We start from the raw sequence: 16884 nt of genomic DNA, 5'->3' as shown, positions 1-16884 counted from the left end.
AAATTAGTAGTGCCAAGGGAAGGCTGAAAAATCTTGATCGCGTTTTTCGAGGAAGGCATCACGCCCTTCCTGTGCTTCGGCGCTCGCATAGGCTAAACGCGTTGCTTCACCGGCAAATAATTGCTGACCAACCATACCATCATCGGTCATGTTAAAGCCGTATTTAAGCATACGCATAGCCGTAGGTGATTTAGAATTAATCTCTTTCGCCCACATCAATGCTTCGGTTTCTAGCTCGGCATGGGGGACGGACTTATTAACCATCCCCATGGCAAAGGCTTCATCGGCGCTGTAGTTAAAACCGCAGAAGAAGATTTCTCTGGCGCGTTTTTGGCCGATCATCTTGGCGAGATAAGCACTGCCATAACCTGAGTCGAAGCTCGCAACATCGGGATCGGTTTGTTTAAATATTGCGTGTTCTTTCGAGGCTAAGGTTAAGTCGCACACTACGTGTAAACTATGGCCGCCACCGACCGCCCAACCTGGCACAACGGCGATGACCACTTTAGGCATAAAGCGGATAAGGCGTTGCACTTCTAATATATGTAAGCGGCCCATTCTGGCTTGATCGGTTTTACCTTCTTCGGCGCCTTCATATTTATAGCCATCTTTGCCGCGAATACGTTGATCGCCACCGGAAGAAAAGGAATATTGACCTTTAGCTGAGGGACCATTGCCTGTGAGTAATACACAACCTACATCAGACCATTGACGTGCATGGTCGAGTGCAATGTAAAGCTCATCGACGGTTTTGGGCCTAAAGGCATTAAGGCATTCGGGACGATTGATAGCAATACGCACTGTGCCGTGTGCTTTGGCTCTGTGATAGGTAATGTCGTCAAAATGAAATCCACTGACTTCATCCCATAAAGTGGGATCAAAAATGTCTGATACTTGTTGGGTCATGGTACTTGGCCTATGTCTGTCGGGCCTCAAAGGCTAGTGGAATCATATAAGGTCAATCAACTAAGCATAAAGCTTAGTGTTATATGGCAAAATTCCCTTTTAACCCGAGGAAAGTGATTAGAGATGATCGCAAATATAAAGCAGATTGTCTCGGCTGAAAACAGGATGTTCTGGTGCTTTTGTACCACAGTAGGTTTTCTTAAAGTCTGCTATGGCGTCTGGGGTGAAGGGTATTTTGTTAAACTCTTCAAGTTCAGGCGCCGATAAGCGCTCTACGATTTCCTTTCTCGCTTTTGCTAATTGTTGATCGATTTTAATGATTTGTGTCCCAGAGATGGATTGCGCTTTATTCTTCACGTCTTTAATTATCGTTTGTACCTCTGCAATTGGTGCATCTAATTTGTCTGTTTCTGTGTAGAGGTAATATAATGCGCCTGCAAGTAATGCGAGTATGATCCAACCTTTCATCTTTTAGTCCAACATAAGTGAATAACCATTAATTATATGGGTATAATAAGCCCGTTTTCGTCCAATATTAAAGCAGTAAAAGGCTGTCAAGATGAGCACAGAATCTAATAACAAGGACTATTCGAAAACCAATCGAATTAAGATTCACCAGCCAGATGCGAGTAAAGCTGATCGCTTTAACCCTCGCAACCGGATTTATGTCCGAGCCATCGACGGATTGTGGACTTCTTTGCGCCGCCGTATGGGGTGGGTTGCAATGTTATTCTTCCTGATACTCCCGTGGATCCCGTGGGGAAATCGCCAAGCCGTATGGTTTAACTTAGGTGAGCAAAAGTTCCACGTATTCGGCTTAACCATTTGGCCTCAGGATCTTACCTTACTCGCTGCCCTCTTTATGATAGCTGCTTTTGCTCTTTTCTTTGTGACAACTTACCTTGGCCGAGTTTGGTGTGGTTATACATGCCCCCAGACAGTATGGACTTTTATGTTCATTTGGTTTGAGGAAAAACTCGAGGGTGCGCGTAATAAGCGTATAAAGCTCGATCAAATGCCATGGAGTTTCGATAAAATTTGGCGAAAAGTGGCTAAACATACAGCTTGGATACTGCTTTCTTTCGTCACTGCGATGACCTTTGTGTCTTATTTTGTACCGAGCCGGGAGGTTTATCTCGACGTATTTACCCTTAACGCTTCTGGTGGCATCTATTTCTGGGTCGTTTTTTTTACACTTGCCACCTACGGGAATGCTGGCTGGATGCGTGAAATCATGTGTATTCACATGTGTCCATATGCTCGTTTCCAAGCCGCTATGTTTGATAAGAATACATTTATTGTTGGTTACGATACTAAACGTGGTGAAACTCGTGGCCCGCGTTCACGTAAAGCCGATCCGAAAGAAATAGGCTTAGGAGACTGTATTGATTGCGATCTCTGTGTGCAGGTGTGCCCAACAGGAATCGATATTCGTAATGGTTTACAGTATGAATGTATTAACTGTGGTGCTTGTATCGATGCTTGTGATCAAACGATGGAGCGTATGGGTTATCCATTAGGGCTTATTAGTTACACCACGGAAAACAAGCTTGAAGGTATAAAAGAGAAAGTACTAAGGCCCAAGTTAATCGGATACGGTGTTGTGCTGGTGGTTATGATACTGGTATTCATCTATGCCAGTGCAACTATTGCGCCTGTGCGTATGGATATTATCCGTGATCGTAATCAGTTATATAGAGAAAATAACCAAGGGCTGATTGAAAATACATTCACCCTTAAGATCCTCAACAAAACGGAAGAAGCACACGAATACACTATGAGTGTCGAAGGCTTAAACAACTATAAATGGTATGGCCCAAACTCAGTTACCATTGCGGCGGGCGAGGTATTTACATTACCTATTAGCGTTGGAGTCGACCCAGTAGAGTTAGCTCGTTCAGTGACGAATATTGAAATTAAAGTGAAAACGCATATTAACGGTGAAGAAGTAGAAGTTAAGCAAGAATCTCGTTTCTTCAGCCCTTAGTATCCATTGTTCATTCTTGATGTATTAGATAGTTGAGTTTCGTTACATCAGGAAATAAACCTTAAAAAGGGACTTTATAGTCCCTTTTTTATTCGCTTCGTTCGATAAATAGCCGTCTAAACGCCTTGTTGCCATTTTATTTTAAAAAGCACTTGCAGAAAAAGTTTCGCTGCCTATAATGCGCATCCACTGACACGGCAGACAGTGTTAAGCAGCCTGATGTGACAGTTCATTGATGAGTTTACTGATTGATGAGCGAAAAGAAAGTTTGCAAAAACTCCTTGACGCGAAACGGGAAATGCGTAGAATACGCAGCCCTAGCCAACTGGAAGCGTTCGACGCTCAGTGTGGTACTCACCTTCTCTTACGAGGTTGAGTTGCTCTTTAACAAGATAAAACAAGAAATCTGTGTGGACACTCACAGGTGTTGAGTTAATCGAAACTGCTTAACCTTCGGGTTGGCAGTCAAAGAATTAAATCAATGTAACAATGAGTGTTCATAGCAATATGTACAGTTTGTTTCAGTGCTTCTTTTATAAGGAGTGCGAGAAACAAAAAATCAGAATTCATTGAGCCGCTGAAGTCGAAAGACGGAAGCACCAAAACTTTAATTGAAGAGTTTGATCATGGCTCAGATTGAACGCTGGCGGCAGGCCTAACACATGCAAGTCGAGCGGCAGCACAAGGGAGTTTACTCCTGAGGTGGCGAGCGGCGGACGGGTGAGTAATGCCTAGGGATCTGCCCAGTCGAGGGGGATAACAGTTGGAAACGACTGCTAATACCGCATACGCCCTACGGGGGAAAGGAGGGGACCTTCGGGCCTTCCGCGATTGGATGAACCTAGGTGGGATTAGCTAGTTGGTGAGGTAATGGCTCACCAAGGCGACGATCCCTAGCTGTTCTGAGAGGATGATCAGCCACACTGGGACTGAGACACGGCCCAGACTCCTACGGGAGGCAGCAGTGGGGAATATTGCACAATGGGGGAAACCCTGATGCAGCCATGCCGCGTGTGTGAAGAAGGCCTTCGGGTTGTAAAGCACTTTCAGTAGGGAGGAAAGGGTGAGTCTTAATACGGCTCATCTGTGACGTTACCTACAGAAGAAGGACCGGCTAACTCCGTGCCAGCAGCCGCGGTAATACGGAGGGTCCGAGCGTTAATCGGAATTACTGGGCGTAAAGCGTGCGCAGGCGGTTTGTTAAGCGAGATGTGAAAGCCCTGGGCTCAACCTAGGAATAGCATTTCGAACTGGCGAACTAGAGTCTTGTAGAGGGGGGTAGAATTCCAGGTGTAGCGGTGAAATGCGTAGAGATCTGGAGGAATACCGGTGGCGAAGGCGGCCCCCTGGACAAAGACTGACGCTCATGCACGAAAGCGTGGGGAGCAAACAGGATTAGATACCCTGGTAGTCCACGCCGTAAACGATGTCTACTCGGAGTTTGGTGTCTTGAACACTGGGCTCTCAAGCTAACGCATTAAGTAGACCGCCTGGGGAGTACGGCCGCAAGGTTAAAACTCAAATGAATTGACGGGGGCCCGCACAAGCGGTGGAGCATGTGGTTTAATTCGATGCAACGCGAAGAACCTTACCTACTCTTGACATCCACGGAATTGGCTAGAGATAGCTTAGTGCCTTCGGGAACCGTGAGACAGGTGCTGCATGGCTGTCGTCAGCTCGTGTTGTGAAATGTTGGGTTAAGTCCCGCAACGAGCGCAACCCCTATCCTTATTTGCCAGCACGTAATGGTGGGAACTCTAGGGAGACTGCCGGTGATAAACCGGAGGAAGGTGGGGACGACGTCAAGTCATCATGGCCCTTACGAGTAGGGCTACACACGTGCTACAATGGCGAGTACAGAGGGTTGCAAAGCCGCGAGGTGGAGCTAATCTCACAAAGCTCGTCGTAGTCCGGATTGGAGTCTGCAACTCGACTCCATGAAGTCGGAATCGCTAGTAATCGTGGATCAGAATGCCACGGTGAATACGTTCCCGGGCCTTGTACACACCGCCCGTCACACCATGGGAGTGGGCTGCAAAAGAAGTGGGTAGCTTAACCTTCGGGGGAGCGCTCACCACTTTGTGGTTCATGACTGGGGTGAAGTCGTAACAAGGTAGCCCTAGGGGAACCTGGGGCTGGATCACCTCCTTACCTATACGACTAACTTGATGCTTTTGAGTGTTCACACAGATTGCTTGTTTATCCTGTCTTAGGACGGGTAGAGCGAAACATCCCTCTAGCAGGTCGATGTAGTTCTTTAACAATTTGGAAAGCTGATAGTATTAAACACAATGATGTCTGTCGTTGTGTTGATACGAAAAAAGTTTAATGCGAAAGCATTGAACATTGAGTTCTCAAACACTTTATTAAGTGTCTTGAATATTCAAGTCTAAGGCGCGTCCACTTCTTTGGTCAGAAGTGAGACAAGTAAAACCAGCTGGTCGCAACAATTCAAGTGAAACTCATTTGGGTTGTATGGTTAAGCGACTAAGCGTATACGGTGGATGCCTTGGCAGTCAGAGGCGATGAAGGACGTAGTAACTTGCGAAAAGCGTTGGCGAGCTAGTAACAAGCATTTGAGCTAACGATGTCCGAATGGGGGAACCCGGCCGCATAAGCGGTCATCATGTAGTGAATACATAGCTACATGAGGCGAACGAGGGGAACTGAAACATCTAAGTACCCTTAGGAAAAGAAATCAACCGAGATTCCCCTAGTAGCGGCGAGCGAACGGGGATTAGCCCTTAAGTCTATGGGGTGTTAGTGGAATGGTCTGGAAAGTCCAGCGGCACAGGGTGATAGCCCCGTACACGAAAACTAACCGTAGATGAAAACGAGTAAGGCGGGACACGTGACATCCTGTTTGAATATGGGGGGACCATCCTCCAAGGCTAAATACTCCTGACTGACCGATAGTGAACCAGTACCGTGAGGGAAAGGCGAAAAGAACCCCTGTGAGGGGAGTGAAATAGAACCTGAAACCGTATACGTACAAGCAGTGGGAGCGGTCCTTGAGACCGTGACTGCGTACCTTTTGTATAATGGGTCAGCGACTTACATTTTGTAGCGAGGTTAAGCGAATAGCGGAGCCGTAGGGAAACCGAGTGTTAACTGCGCGTTTAGTTGCAAGGTGTAGACCCGAAACCCGGTGATCTAGCCATGGGCAGGTTGAAGGTTGAGTAACATCAACTGGAGGACCGAACCGACTAATGTTGAAAAATTAGCGGATGACTTGTGGCTGGGGGTGAAAGGCCAATCAAACCGGGAGATATCTGGTTCTCCTCGAAAGCTATTTAGGTAGCGCCTCGAGCGAATACCATTGGGGGTAGAGCACTGTTAAGGCTAGGGGGTCATCCCGACTTACCAACCCTTTGCAAACTCCGAATACCAATGAGTACTACTCGGGAGACAGACGGCGGGTGCTAACGTCCGTCGTCAAAAGGGAAACAACCCAGACCGTCAGCTAAGGTCCCAAAGTGTATGTTAAGTGGGAAACGATGTGGGAAGGCTTAGACAGCTAGGATGTTGGCTTAGAAGCAGCCATCATTTAAAGAAAGCGTAATAGCTCACTAGTCGAGTCGGCCTGCGCGGAAGATGTAACGGGGCTAAACATACCACCGAAGCTACGGGTGCAGCCCATTAGGGTTGCGCGGTAGAGGAGCGTTCTGTAAGCCGTTGAAGGTGAAGGGGTAACCCACGCTGGAGGTATCAGAAGTGCGAATGCTGACATGAGTAACGATAAAGGGGGTGAAAAACCCCCTCGCCGAAAGACCAAGGGTTCCTGTCCAACGTTAATCGGGGCAGGGTGAGTCGACCCCTAAGGTGAGGCCGAAAGGCGTAATCGATGGGAAACAGATTAATATTTCTGTACTTCCGCTAACTGCGATGGAGAGACGGAGAAGGCTAGGCTAGCGCGGCGTTGGTAGTCCGCGTTTAAGGTGGTAGGTGGGTGACTTAGGCAAATCCGGGTTGCTATACACTGAGAGCTGATGACGAGGTCCTAAGGGACTGAAGTAGTTGATGCCATGCTTCCAGGAAAATCTTCTAAGCTTCAGGTTAGCGGGAATCGTACCCCAAACCGACACAGGTGGTCGGGTAGAGAATACCAAGGCGCTTGAGAGAACTCGGCTGAAGGAACTAGGCAAAATGGTACCGTAACTTCGGGAGAAGGTACGCTCCTGTTGGTGATGAGACTTGCTCTCTAAGCTGACGGGAGTCGCAGATACCAGGTGGCTGCAACTGTTTATCAAAAACACAGCACTGTGCAAACTCGCAAGAGGAAGTATACGGTGTGACGCCTGCCCGGTGCCGGAAGGTTAATTGATTGGGTTATCGCAAGAGAAGCTCATGATCGAAGCCCCGGTAAACGGCGGCCGTAACTATAACGGTCCTAAGGTAGCGAAATTCCTTGTCGGGTAAGTTCCGACCTGCACGAATGGCGTAATGATGGCCACGCTGTCTCCAGCCGAGACTCAGTGAAGTTGAAATTGCGGTGAAGATGCCGTATACCCGCGGCTAGACGGAAAGACCCCGTGAACCTTTACTATAGCTTGGCACTGAACATTGAACCTACATGTGTAGGATAGGTGGGAGACTATGAAGTTGGGACGCTAGTCCTGATGGAGTCGTCCTTGAAATACCACCCTTGTAGTTTTGATGTTCTAACCTAGACCCCTAATCGGGGTTAGGGACAGTGCCTGGTGGGTAGTTTGACTGGGGCGGTCTCCTCCCAAAGAGTAACGGAGGAGCACGAAGGTTGGCTAAGTACGGTCGGACATCGTACGGTTAGTGCAATGGCATAAGCCAGCTTAACTGCGAGACATACACGTCGAGCAGGTACGAAAGTAGGTCATAGTGATCCGGTGGTTCTGAATGGAAGGGCCATCGCTCAACGGATAAAAGGTACTCCGGGGATAACAGGCTGATACCGCCCAAGAGTTCATATCGACGGCGGTGTTTGGCACCTCGATGTCGGCTCATCACATCCTGGGGCTGAAGTCGGTCCCAAGGGTATGGCTGTTCGCCATTTAAAGTGGTACGCGAGCTGGGTTCAGAACGTCGTGAGACAGTTCGGTCCCTATCTGCCGTGGGCGTTGGATGATTGAGGGGAGTTGCTCCTAGTACGAGAGGACCGGAGTGAACGAACCGCTGGTGTTCGGGTTGTCATGCCAATGGCATTGCCCGGTAGCTACGTTCGGAATCGATAACCGCTGAAAGCATCTAAGCGGGAAGCGAGCCCCAAGATGAGTCATCCCTTGGACTATAAGTCCACTAAAGAGCCGTTCGAGACTAGGACGTTGATAGGCATGGTGTGTAAGCGTTGTGAGGCGTTGAGCTAACATGTACTAATGACTCGAGAGGCTTAACCATACAACCCAGATGGGTTTTACAAAGAAGCCTTAGACAGAATATAAACACTTAATAAAGTGTGGACTCAAAAAGCAATCAGTTTTCCGAATTATTAAATAAGATAAGAGCAGATTTTAGTTCCTAGAACCTAGAATCTAGCAGCACGCAGTGCGCTCTCGAGTCTTGTTTAAAACCGAATATGCTTGGTGACAATAGCATTGTGGAACCACCTGATCCCATCCCGAACTCAGAAGTGAAACGCAATCGCGCCGATGGTAGTGTGGGGTCTCCCCATGTGAGAGTAGGTCATCGCCAAGCGCCTAATTTAGGTTAACGTGCAAACGTTAGACTAAAGGAGCGGTAGTTCAGTTGGTTAGAATACCGGCCTGTCACGCCGGGGGTCGCGGGTTCGAGTCCCGTCCGCTCCGCCAACATTAAGAGATAAGCCTCATCGAAAGATGAGGCTTTTTTCGTTTTGCTAATATGACTCTACAATCTTTTTATCTAGGATTGTCTAGTCAGCCATTTGAGCCAATTATTAACATGGTTTCTTTCACTAATAGAATGGCTCTTGTGCGCGACTTGGCAGTATTGAGTTGTAACACTTATCTCGGACAAATTAAGCGGTATAATCCCTTATGTCTTTCATGAGTAACTAAAATGAATTGTCGTCTTGGTTGTGGTGCTTGCTGTATTGCACCTTCAATTAGCAGTGTTATTCCGGGTATGCCTAATGGCAAAGCTGCAGGAGAGCGCTGTGTTCAACTCAGTGATGATAATTTATGTTTGATTTTCGGCTCGCCAGCTCGTCCCGCCGTTTGTAGTGATTTTGATGCATCTCTGGATGCATGTGGTAATACAAATGAAGAGGCGTTTTGGTTGATCACTAACCTTGAATCTCAGACTTCTCATTAGGTTTATCGCTGACAGGTGAATTATGCAGTTAACACGCTATACCGATTTTGGCGTTCGTACACTTATGTATTTGGCTGTTCAGCCCGATAGGACGACGCTGTTTAGAATTGCTGAAATTACCCAGGTATTTGATTTATCACCTAATCATGTTTCTAAAATTGTGCATCATCTCGGTAAGCTAGGCTATTTAGAAACCATTCGAGGAAAAATGGGTGGCTTTCGTCTCGGCAAGCCAGCTTGCGAGATCAACTTAGGCCAATTAGTGCGAGTTCTTGAAAATTCGTTAGCACCAATTGACTGTAGTAAACCTTACTGCCGGTTTACACCAGCCTGTAAGCTTAAAGGTGTCTTGGCGCATGCGGTTGATGCTTATTTAAATGTGCTCGATCAATATAGTTTGCAAGATATAGTCAGTAATCGTGATGAGCTGTTAGTTTTGCTGCCGGATTTGTCTATTTCTGTTTTACAGTTGGATTAGTCTATTTTCCTGAGCTATATCAATAGGCAATAAATCTGATACGGGTACCAGATCTATTCCTTCTGCTTCAAGTAGTGGTAAATTCGCTTGTAAGAAGCGAATGGTTTCAGGATACGGATGAGCTATTACCACTAGGCTTCCTTGCATGTGTGCATTGCTAATCATGAGATTAAATTGCTTTTCAAGGGCTTTTTTACTGACGTTGTTATCGAGAAAGAGTTGGCGTTTCAAACTTGGGATACCTAATTGATCTGCTTTCTCTCCCGCTTTAGAAAATGGTGTAGTCATACTATCCACAAAATACAGTTGATTCTGCTTTAGGCATTCCATAACCCAAAGCATGTGTGAATCGAGTTGTGTTAATAAACTCCCCATATGGTTATTTGCACCCTTAGCAAAAGGGATATTCGCAATCGCACTCGATACGTTAGCGCGGATCTCTGCTTCATCCATACCCTTGGTTAAGCCTCCGGGACCTAATGCTTTACCGTTAATAGCTTGCATTGGTAAATGCAGCATTATTTCATGCCCTTTACTGTGACCCACTTTTGCGAGATTTTCACCTAGAGGCGTATGAGGTAACACTGAAAGAGTTACTGTGTGAGGCAGTGACAATACTGCTTCATCTGTTTGACGATAGCCTATGTCATCGATGATCAGTGCAATTTTAGTCGCGTAAGATGGCGCAACATATAAGATGAAGACAATAAAGATATAAAATAAACGCACTGTTCCTGCTTATTCGTCATGGTGTTGTATCCAAGCTATAGCAGAGTTGACTATATAGTCATGGGCAACATCGCTTGGAGTTGAGTTGGCGTCGATTATAGCCATATTCTCTTTGTTTGAGCTAGTTTCGGGGTTGACTTTCACATCTGGTACTATGCCAATCTCGTGGATATTTCCACCTTTTGGCGTGTTGTATTGGGCTATTGTCAGTTTTACAGCATTGCCATCGTTTAGTATTGGGATCAAACTTTGGACGGTTCCTTTACCAAAACTGGTTTCACCTAATAGCTTAGCGCGACCATTTTCTTGCAATGCGGCTGCAAGCACTTCGGCTGCAGAGGCTGAACCTTTGTTGATCAACACTAATATTGGCACTTTGTTGAACATTGTTTGAGGTGAAGCGTAGTAGTCTGAATTCGCATCAAAAAATCGCCCAGAAGTTGAGACGATACGGCCCTTAGCGAGGAAGATATCCGCAATTTTTATTGCTTGGTCGAGTAGCCCTCCGGGATTATTACGCAAATCGAGAATAAGCCCTGTCAACTCTGTGCTTTGCCATTGGCTTAGTGAATGCAACACATCTTTGGTGGAGTTTTCTTGAAAGCTACTGAGTCTAATGTAGCCAATATTGCCTTTTAGCAGTGTGCTACTCACAGATTGCATAGTGATCATGCTAGGTCTGAGTGAAACCTTAAACTCTGTACTATCGTTTAGATGTTTTAGTGTTAAATCAATCGGTTGATTACGTAGGCTGTGCTGTTTTATTTCTGCAAGAATATCGGAGAGATTCGCTTCAGTTGATAGAGTATTATTGAGTTTGATAATAGTGTCCCCAGCTCTTATCCCCGCTTTTTCTGCGGGGGAATTAGCGAAGGGCGCTATGATACTGATCTGATTTTTATTGCTGGCGACTTCAAACCCAAAACCAAAGTACTCACCTCGGTTGGCGTCTTTTAAATCGAGGAACTCTTGATGATTTAAAAAGCTAGAGTAAGGATCTAAATGTTCAAAAATTCCCTTGATGGCCGCTTGGACCAATTCTTCCTTTGAAACGGTTTTAACATAATAAGTTTCAACTGTTTCAATAACATCCTGTAGCAATGGATAGTCAAAATTATTTAAAGAAGATTTTGTATTCTCTTTACTGGATAGGCTAATAGACAGGCCTAGTACTAGGCCTAATCCAACACAACCAATGTCGCGGAACACATGTTTCATAGCCGCCCCCTATTGTTAGGGCTGCCATGTTAGCGACAGTATTTCGCTGGATCGACGGCTTGCCCTTTATGCCTAATTTCAAAGTATAGGCCAGGCTCGGTTTGTCCACCCGAACGTCCGACTAAAGCAATTGCGTCGCCACTTTTTACCATGTCACCAGGGCTTTTTAGTAGTGTTTGTGCATGGCCGTAAAGACTCATATAGCCCTTACCGTGGTCGATGACCATCACCATACCAAACCCCTTTAACCAATCGGCATAGATGACTTTTCCTCCTGAAATTGCATGTATATTTTGTCCTTCAGGTGCCGATAGCATAGTGCCTTTCCACACTACTTGCCCTGAACGTGGGCTGCCAAAGCTGGCACTGACTCGGCCTTTGGTCGGCCATTTCAGCTTACCTCCCTGTTTGCCAAAACCTTCCATTGATGGACTGTCTTTCATGGCACGTAGTGCTTGTTCTACCACGCGTTTTAAGCTGGCTTCCTCAATTTGTAGTTGTTCAAGTTCAGCGCCCTTAGTGTTGAGGGTACGTTGCAATTCATTGAGGGTGAGTTGGCGCTGACTTTGTTCCTGGCTTAAGCGCTTAGACTGAACTTGTTGCTCTGCTATCAACTTAGTGAGCTGCTGCTGTTTACTGATCTGTGAAGCCTTGATGTCATCAAGCTCGGTAAGAGTCTGTTTTAATTCGTTTATCGACTTCATTCGAGCTTTGTTCAGGTATTGATAATAAGCCAGCATTCGCTCAATAGTGGCAGGACTTTGTTGATTTAGCATCATCTTGGTGTAATCGTGATTGCCAGCTAAATAGGCGCTAGAAAGCTGTTTTGAAAGTGTTTTTTGCTGGCTAATTTTCAGTGTTTCTAACTCATCTTGGCGTTGTTTTAGCTCTGCGAGTTTATTGTCTATTTGTTTTAAACTATTTTTTGTGTTGTTTACTTTTTTTGCCGCGGCAGCAATGGCTTCTTCATCACTTCGCAGTAATGAAAGTAATTTTTCTCGTTGTTTACTGGTGCTTTTTAGTGCGCTTTGTTGTTGGTTTATTTGCGCTTGGATTGATTTCAACTCGGACTGACGCTTCTGTAAGTCAGAAGCGTTGGCCGAGAAAGATAACATCATAAAGCCAGCAATAATGCTGGCTTTCACAAGGAGTCGAGTACTCACTAGGTAACAATTACTCTTTAATGTGGATTAAGGGTTTGCCCGTCATCTCTGCAGAAATAGTTTCACCAATTAACTGCAAGATGGTCGGTGCGACATCGCTGAGTTTACCACCTTTATCTATAGTCGCATCGCGTCCAACAAAGATAAAAGGCACCAGTTCACTGGTGTGGGCAGTATGGGCTTGACCTGTGGTTTCGTCAGTCATTTGCTCTGCGTTACCGTGGTCGGCGGTAATAATACATTCACCACCCACTTTAGCCAGTGCTTCGACAACGCGGCCAATACAAGTATCAACCGCTTCACAGGCTTTGACTGCGGCATCGAAGTTACCCGTGTGGCCAACCATATCGCCATTGGGGTAGTTACAGATGATCACATCGTATTTTGTTGATTCAATTGCTGCAACTAACTTATCGGTCAGCTCGGTTGAACTCATCTCTGGTTGTAGATCGTAAGTTGCCACTTTAGGTGAATTGATTAGGATGCGATCTTCGCCCTCAAATGGTTCTTCTTTACCGCCGTTGAAGAAGAAAGTGACATGGGCATACTTTTCTGTTTCAGAGATCCGTAGCTGAGTACGACCACGATTTTGCAGTACTTCACCTAAAGTATTCACTAAGTTTTCGGATGGATAAGCGATAGGTGCCGTTATGTCGCCAGCGTACTCAGTGAGGGTGACAAAGTGCATTTTAGGCACAACTGCGCGTTCGAAACCATCGAAGTCTGGGTGAATAAAGCTACGGGTGATTTGGCGGGCGCGGTCAGCGCGGAAGTTCATAAATATTAGTGCGTCGCCATCCTGTAGTGTTGCTACTTTACCATCGACATCGGTAATGGCCGATGAAGACACAAACTCGTCGTTTTCATCACGGGCATATGCGGCTTCTAACGCCGTCACAGCGTTATCGTATTGGAATTTAGCCTTACCTTGGGTGATTAACTCATAGGCTTGGGATACACGATCCCAACGGTTATCACGGTCCATTGCAAAGTAACGGCCTATGATTGATGCGACACGGCCATGGCCTAATGTAGTAAACAGATCATCAAAATGACTCAAGCTAGCTTTAGCGCTACGGGGTGGTGTGTCACGGCCATCTAAGAACGCGTGTAAATAGACCTTGGTTGCACCGCGTGCAACGGCCATGCGGCACATGGCTTCGATATGCTCTTCATGGCTATGTACACCACCGGGAGAAAGTAAGCCCATAATGTGTACTGCGCCGCCAGCATTAATTGCCGAATCAACGGCATCGCACAGGGCTGGGTTTGTCTCAAACTCATGGTCGCTAATCGCTTTACTGATGCGAGTAAGCTCTTGATAGACAATGCGGCCAGAGCCTAAATTGATATGGCCTACTTCAGAGTTGCCCATTTGACCATCGGGCAAACCTACATCTAAGCCTGAGCCAGAAATCAAACCGTGGGGATATTGAGCGTTGAGTCGGTCGAGCACTGGTGTTTTGGCGTGAAAAATCGCGTTCATGTGCGTGTTTTCACGGTAGCCCCAGCCATCGAGGATCAACAGCGCGATCGGACGTTTAGTTGTCGTCATGGTGATACCTTTAAGTTTTGAAGAAGCGGTAGAAATCTGAAATTGGTTAAATATTACTACGTAAGCAGGGTACGAAAAAGCGCTTTACCTAGATTAAGGTCATCGAATCGTTAATTAGGCAGAATATTGGCGAATGGTCGGATAATCGCTTTGCTACAAGGTTCAAACTGTGTTCTCTAACTGTGACTAAACTGCTGCAATCTGCCAAGGCAATGGGTATACTCTGTGCCCTTATTGAATTTTCGCCATTTATACGGGCTGTAATCATGCAAGAATATATCGAATTTTTTAAAGCTCACTCTATGTTAAGTCTTGCTTGGGTGGGATTATTTGTTGTACTCGTGATAAGTGTCATCAAATCGAGCTTTTCGAAAATCAAAAATATTAGTCATCAAGAGTTAACCATTATGGTGAACAGACAGGATGCCAAAGTGGTTGATGTGCGTTCAAGCGATGAGTTCCGTAAGGGCCATATTGTTGATGCACTTAACGTTACGCTCGCGGATATCAAAAATAATCAGACTTCGGCACTTGAAAAGTTTAAAGCCAGTCCCATTATACTTGTATGCAATGCTGGCATGACCTCGTCTCAAGCGGCTCAGCTTTTAAGTAAACAGGGTTTTGAAAATCTGTATAACTTAAAAGGTGGTATGGGTGAATGGCAGGCAGCTAATATGCCTGTTTCAAAAAGCAAAAGATAAGTTGTCGGCGGCAGTTATGATTTGTGCTACAAAGGCCATCTTGCCATGGTAGCAATAGGAGTCATCATTGTTTGGCATACTGATCCTGTGGTCGCTAAGGGCTTAAATTAAGTTTTGAAAGATGCACTTTAGGGTTAAATATTGGGATGGCACTGGGATCTAAGATTGGCCTTAAGTCGCAAAGCCCGAGCTAAATAGACATATAAGCCAGCCTTCAACGAAAAGCTGGCATAACATTGATAGGATAGGTAGGAAATTATGGCTGAAGTAGCAAACAACGAACAACAAGCCCCACAATTCAACATCCAACGTGTTTACACTAAAGATGTGTCTTTTGAAACACCTAACAGCCCTGCGGTATTCCAAAAAGAATGGAATCCAGAAGTGAAGTTAGATTTAGATACACGCAGTGCTAAATTAGCTGATGATGTGTATGAAGTAGTTCTGTCTTTGACTGTAACTGCACAAAATGGCGGCGAAACCGCATTCCTGTGTGAAGTACAACAGGCGGGTATCTTCTCTATTTCTGGTTTAACTGAGCCACAATTGGCGCACTCCTTAGGTGCATACTGCCCTAACATTCTATTCCCATATGCTCGCGAAGCGGTAGGCAGCTTAGTAGGTCGTGGTACTTTCCCACAACTGAACCTTGCACCTGTAAACTTTGATGCTTTGTTCGCGCAATATGTGCAACAACGTCAAGCCGCTGCGACTGCCCCTGCAGCCGAAGAAGCAAACGCTTAATTACATGAAAAACTCTGCCGATATCACGGTATTAGGGGCGGGCTCATATGGCACCGCCCTTGCCATTTCTTTAGCCAGCAATGGTCATAAGACCTTGTTGTGGGGACACGATCCTGTCCACATGCAAACGCTCGCACAAGACAAGTGCAACCAAGCTTTTTTGCCTGATATTGCGTTTCCAGACTGTTTACAGATCGAAGCCGATTTAGCCAAAGCCTTAGCCGCCAGTAACAATGTGTTAGTGGTCGTGCCAAGCCATGTGTTTGGTACTGTGCTTGAGCAAGCGAAACCGTTATTGCGTAGCGATGCGCGTATCGTGTGGGCAACTAAAGGACTTGAGCCTGAAACGGGACGTTTACTGCAAGATGTAGCCCGTGATGTATTGGGCGAACAATATCCGCTAGCGGTATTATCTGGGCCAACCTTTGCTAAAGAACTTGCTATGGGTTTACCTACGGCGATTTCGGTTGCAGGAACCTGTCCACAGTTTACTGAAGATTTAGTGGAATTGCTGCACAGCCCAAAACGCTTGCGGGTTTACGCCAATGATGACTTTACGGGGTTGCAACTTGGCGGCGCGGTAAAGAACGTGATTGCCATTGGTGCAGGTATGTCTGACGGCATTGGTTTTGGTGCTAATGCTAGAACGGCCTTAATCACCCGTGGTCTAGTCGAACTAACGCGCTTAGGCGAAGCCCTAGGCGCCAGCACAGCTACTTTTATGGGCATGGCTGGGTTAGGCGACTTAGTGTTGACCTGTACCGACAACCAATCCCGTAACCGCCGCTTTGGTTTAGCCTTAGGTAAAGGCTGTGATGTGATGACTGCACAGGCTGAGATCGGCCAAGTGGTTGAAGGTTATCGCAATACTAAAGAAGTGTTTACTCTGGCGAAACGCCTTGGTGTTGAAATGCCGATCACTGAGCAGATTTACCAAGTTTTGTATCAAGGTAAATCACCGGTTGATGCCGCAAAAGAACTGCTCGGCAGAGAGAAAAAATCAGAAACGCCAACCCAGTAAGTGTATTTATTACGAGGTAATAGCGGTTCGTCGAAAGGGTGCTAAAATAGCGCCCTTTTTTATGCTCGGACTTCTGGTGTGCAAGATGTATCCCCGGTCGCCAGGGTCCTTGATGTTC

12 protein-coding genes, 1 tRNA gene and 3 rRNA genes are annotated in these 16884 nt (G+C 46.1%); 10 read left to right on the top strand and 6 right to left on the bottom strand.

The window, feature by feature from the left end:
- Window positions 1-3: 3 nt before the first annotated feature.
- Both MZ182_RS20155 and MZ182_RS20150 read right to left on the bottom strand, forming a co-directional pair.
- Complete coding sequence (locus MZ182_RS20155; RefSeq protein WP_248069860.1) at window positions 4-906, bottom strand: 1,4-dihydroxy-2-naphthoyl-CoA synthase; 903 nt, start codon at window positions 904-906, stop codon at window positions 4-6.
- A gap of 117 nt (window positions 907-1023) precedes the next feature.
- Window positions 1024-1374 carry a hypothetical protein gene (locus MZ182_RS20150; protein ID WP_011791268.1) on the bottom strand — a complete coding sequence of 117 codons (351 nt, stop codon included), beginning with the start codon at window positions 1372-1374 and terminating at the stop codon, window positions 1024-1026.
- 91 nt (window positions 1375-1465) lie between these two features.
- On the opposite strand from MZ182_RS20150, the gene ccoG reads away from it, so the two are divergent.
- The 7 genes from ccoG (at window position 1466) to MZ182_RS20115 (ending at window position 9635) form a co-directional block, all read left to right on the top strand.
- The gene (gene ccoG / locus MZ182_RS20145) at window positions 1466-2893 is read left to right on the top strand and encodes a cytochrome c oxidase accessory protein CcoG (protein ID WP_011791267.1); all 1428 of its coding nucleotides are present in this window, start codon (window positions 1466-1468) and stop codon (window positions 2891-2893) included.
- 608 nt (window positions 2894-3501) lie between these two features.
- Window positions 3502-5044, top strand: a 16S ribosomal RNA gene (locus tag MZ182_RS20140).
- Window positions 5045-5370: 326 nt separating this feature from the next.
- Window positions 5371-8263, top strand: a 23S ribosomal RNA gene (locus MZ182_RS20135).
- A gap of 181 nt (window positions 8264-8444) precedes the next feature.
- A 5S ribosomal RNA gene (gene rrf / locus MZ182_RS20130) occupies window positions 8445-8560 on the top strand.
- Together the 16S, 23S and 5S rRNA genes with 1 tRNA gene alongside form the textbook arrangement of a ribosomal RNA operon.
- A gap of 36 nt (window positions 8561-8596) precedes the next feature.
- Window positions 8597-8673 (top strand) — tRNA-Asp (locus MZ182_RS20125).
- Window positions 8674-8902: 229 nt separating this feature from the next.
- Complete coding sequence (locus tag MZ182_RS20120) at window positions 8903-9157, top strand: YkgJ family cysteine cluster protein (protein ID WP_011791266.1); 255 nt, start codon at window positions 8903-8905, stop codon at window positions 9155-9157.
- A gap of 22 nt (window positions 9158-9179) precedes the next feature.
- Window positions 9180-9635: an Rrf2 family transcriptional regulator gene (locus MZ182_RS20115; RefSeq protein ID WP_011791265.1), complete on the top strand. Its 456-nt coding sequence runs from the start codon at window positions 9180-9182 to the stop codon at window positions 9633-9635.
- On the opposite strand, the gene MZ182_RS20110 is transcribed toward MZ182_RS20115, so the two are convergent.
- From MZ182_RS20110 to gpmM, 4 genes are read right to left on the bottom strand one after another with little or no spacing between them, the layout of a single operon-like run.
- Window positions 9621-10364: a divergent polysaccharide deacetylase family protein gene (locus MZ182_RS20110; protein ID WP_248066846.1), complete on the bottom strand. Its 744-nt coding sequence runs from the start codon at window positions 10362-10364 to the stop codon at window positions 9621-9623. The genes MZ182_RS20115 and MZ182_RS20110 overlap by 15 nt on opposite strands.
- 9 nt (window positions 10365-10373) lie before the next feature.
- Entirely contained in the window at window positions 10374-11582 is a 1209-nt protein-coding gene (locus MZ182_RS20105; RefSeq protein WP_011791263.1) for a S41 family peptidase, read from the bottom strand.
- Window positions 11583-11611: 29 nt separating this feature from the next.
- Entirely contained in the window at window positions 11612-12745 is a 1134-nt protein-coding gene (locus tag MZ182_RS20100; RefSeq protein ID WP_011791262.1) for a murein hydrolase activator EnvC family protein, read from the bottom strand.
- Between the two features lie 10 nt (window positions 12746-12755).
- Complete coding sequence (gpmM, locus tag MZ182_RS20095) at window positions 12756-14300, bottom strand: 2,3-bisphosphoglycerate-independent phosphoglycerate mutase (protein WP_248066844.1); 1545 nt, start codon at window positions 14298-14300, stop codon at window positions 12756-12758.
- A gap of 266 nt (window positions 14301-14566) precedes the next feature.
- Here gpmM and MZ182_RS20090 point away from each other — a divergent pair, with 266 nt between their 5' ends.
- The 3 genes from MZ182_RS20090 to gpsA all read left to right on the top strand — a co-directional run bounded on the left by MZ182_RS20090 (window position 14567) and on the right by gpsA (window position 16766).
- The gene (locus MZ182_RS20090; protein WP_011791260.1) at window positions 14567-15001 is read left to right on the top strand and encodes a rhodanese-like domain-containing protein; all 435 of its coding nucleotides are present in this window, start codon (window positions 14567-14569) and stop codon (window positions 14999-15001) included.
- A 258-nt stretch (window positions 15002-15259) separates the two neighbouring features.
- On the top strand, window positions 15260-15745 hold the full coding sequence (gene secB, locus MZ182_RS20085) for a protein-export chaperone SecB (protein ID WP_011791259.1): 486 nt from the start codon (window positions 15260-15262) through the stop codon (window positions 15743-15745).
- A 4-nt stretch (window positions 15746-15749) separates the two neighbouring features.
- Entirely contained in the window at window positions 15750-16766 is a 1017-nt protein-coding gene (gene gpsA / locus MZ182_RS20080) for an NAD(P)H-dependent glycerol-3-phosphate dehydrogenase (protein ID WP_011791258.1), read from the top strand.
- Window positions 16767-16884: the final 118 nt, after the last annotated feature.

It is taken from the genome of Shewanella sp. JNE2 (assembly GCF_023159115.1).
Lineage (GTDB): Bacteria > Pseudomonadota > Gammaproteobacteria > Enterobacterales > Shewanellaceae > Shewanella > Shewanella putrefaciens.
Note: the sequence above shows the minus strand (reverse complement) of the source record. Positions and strands in the feature narration are given on the sequence as shown.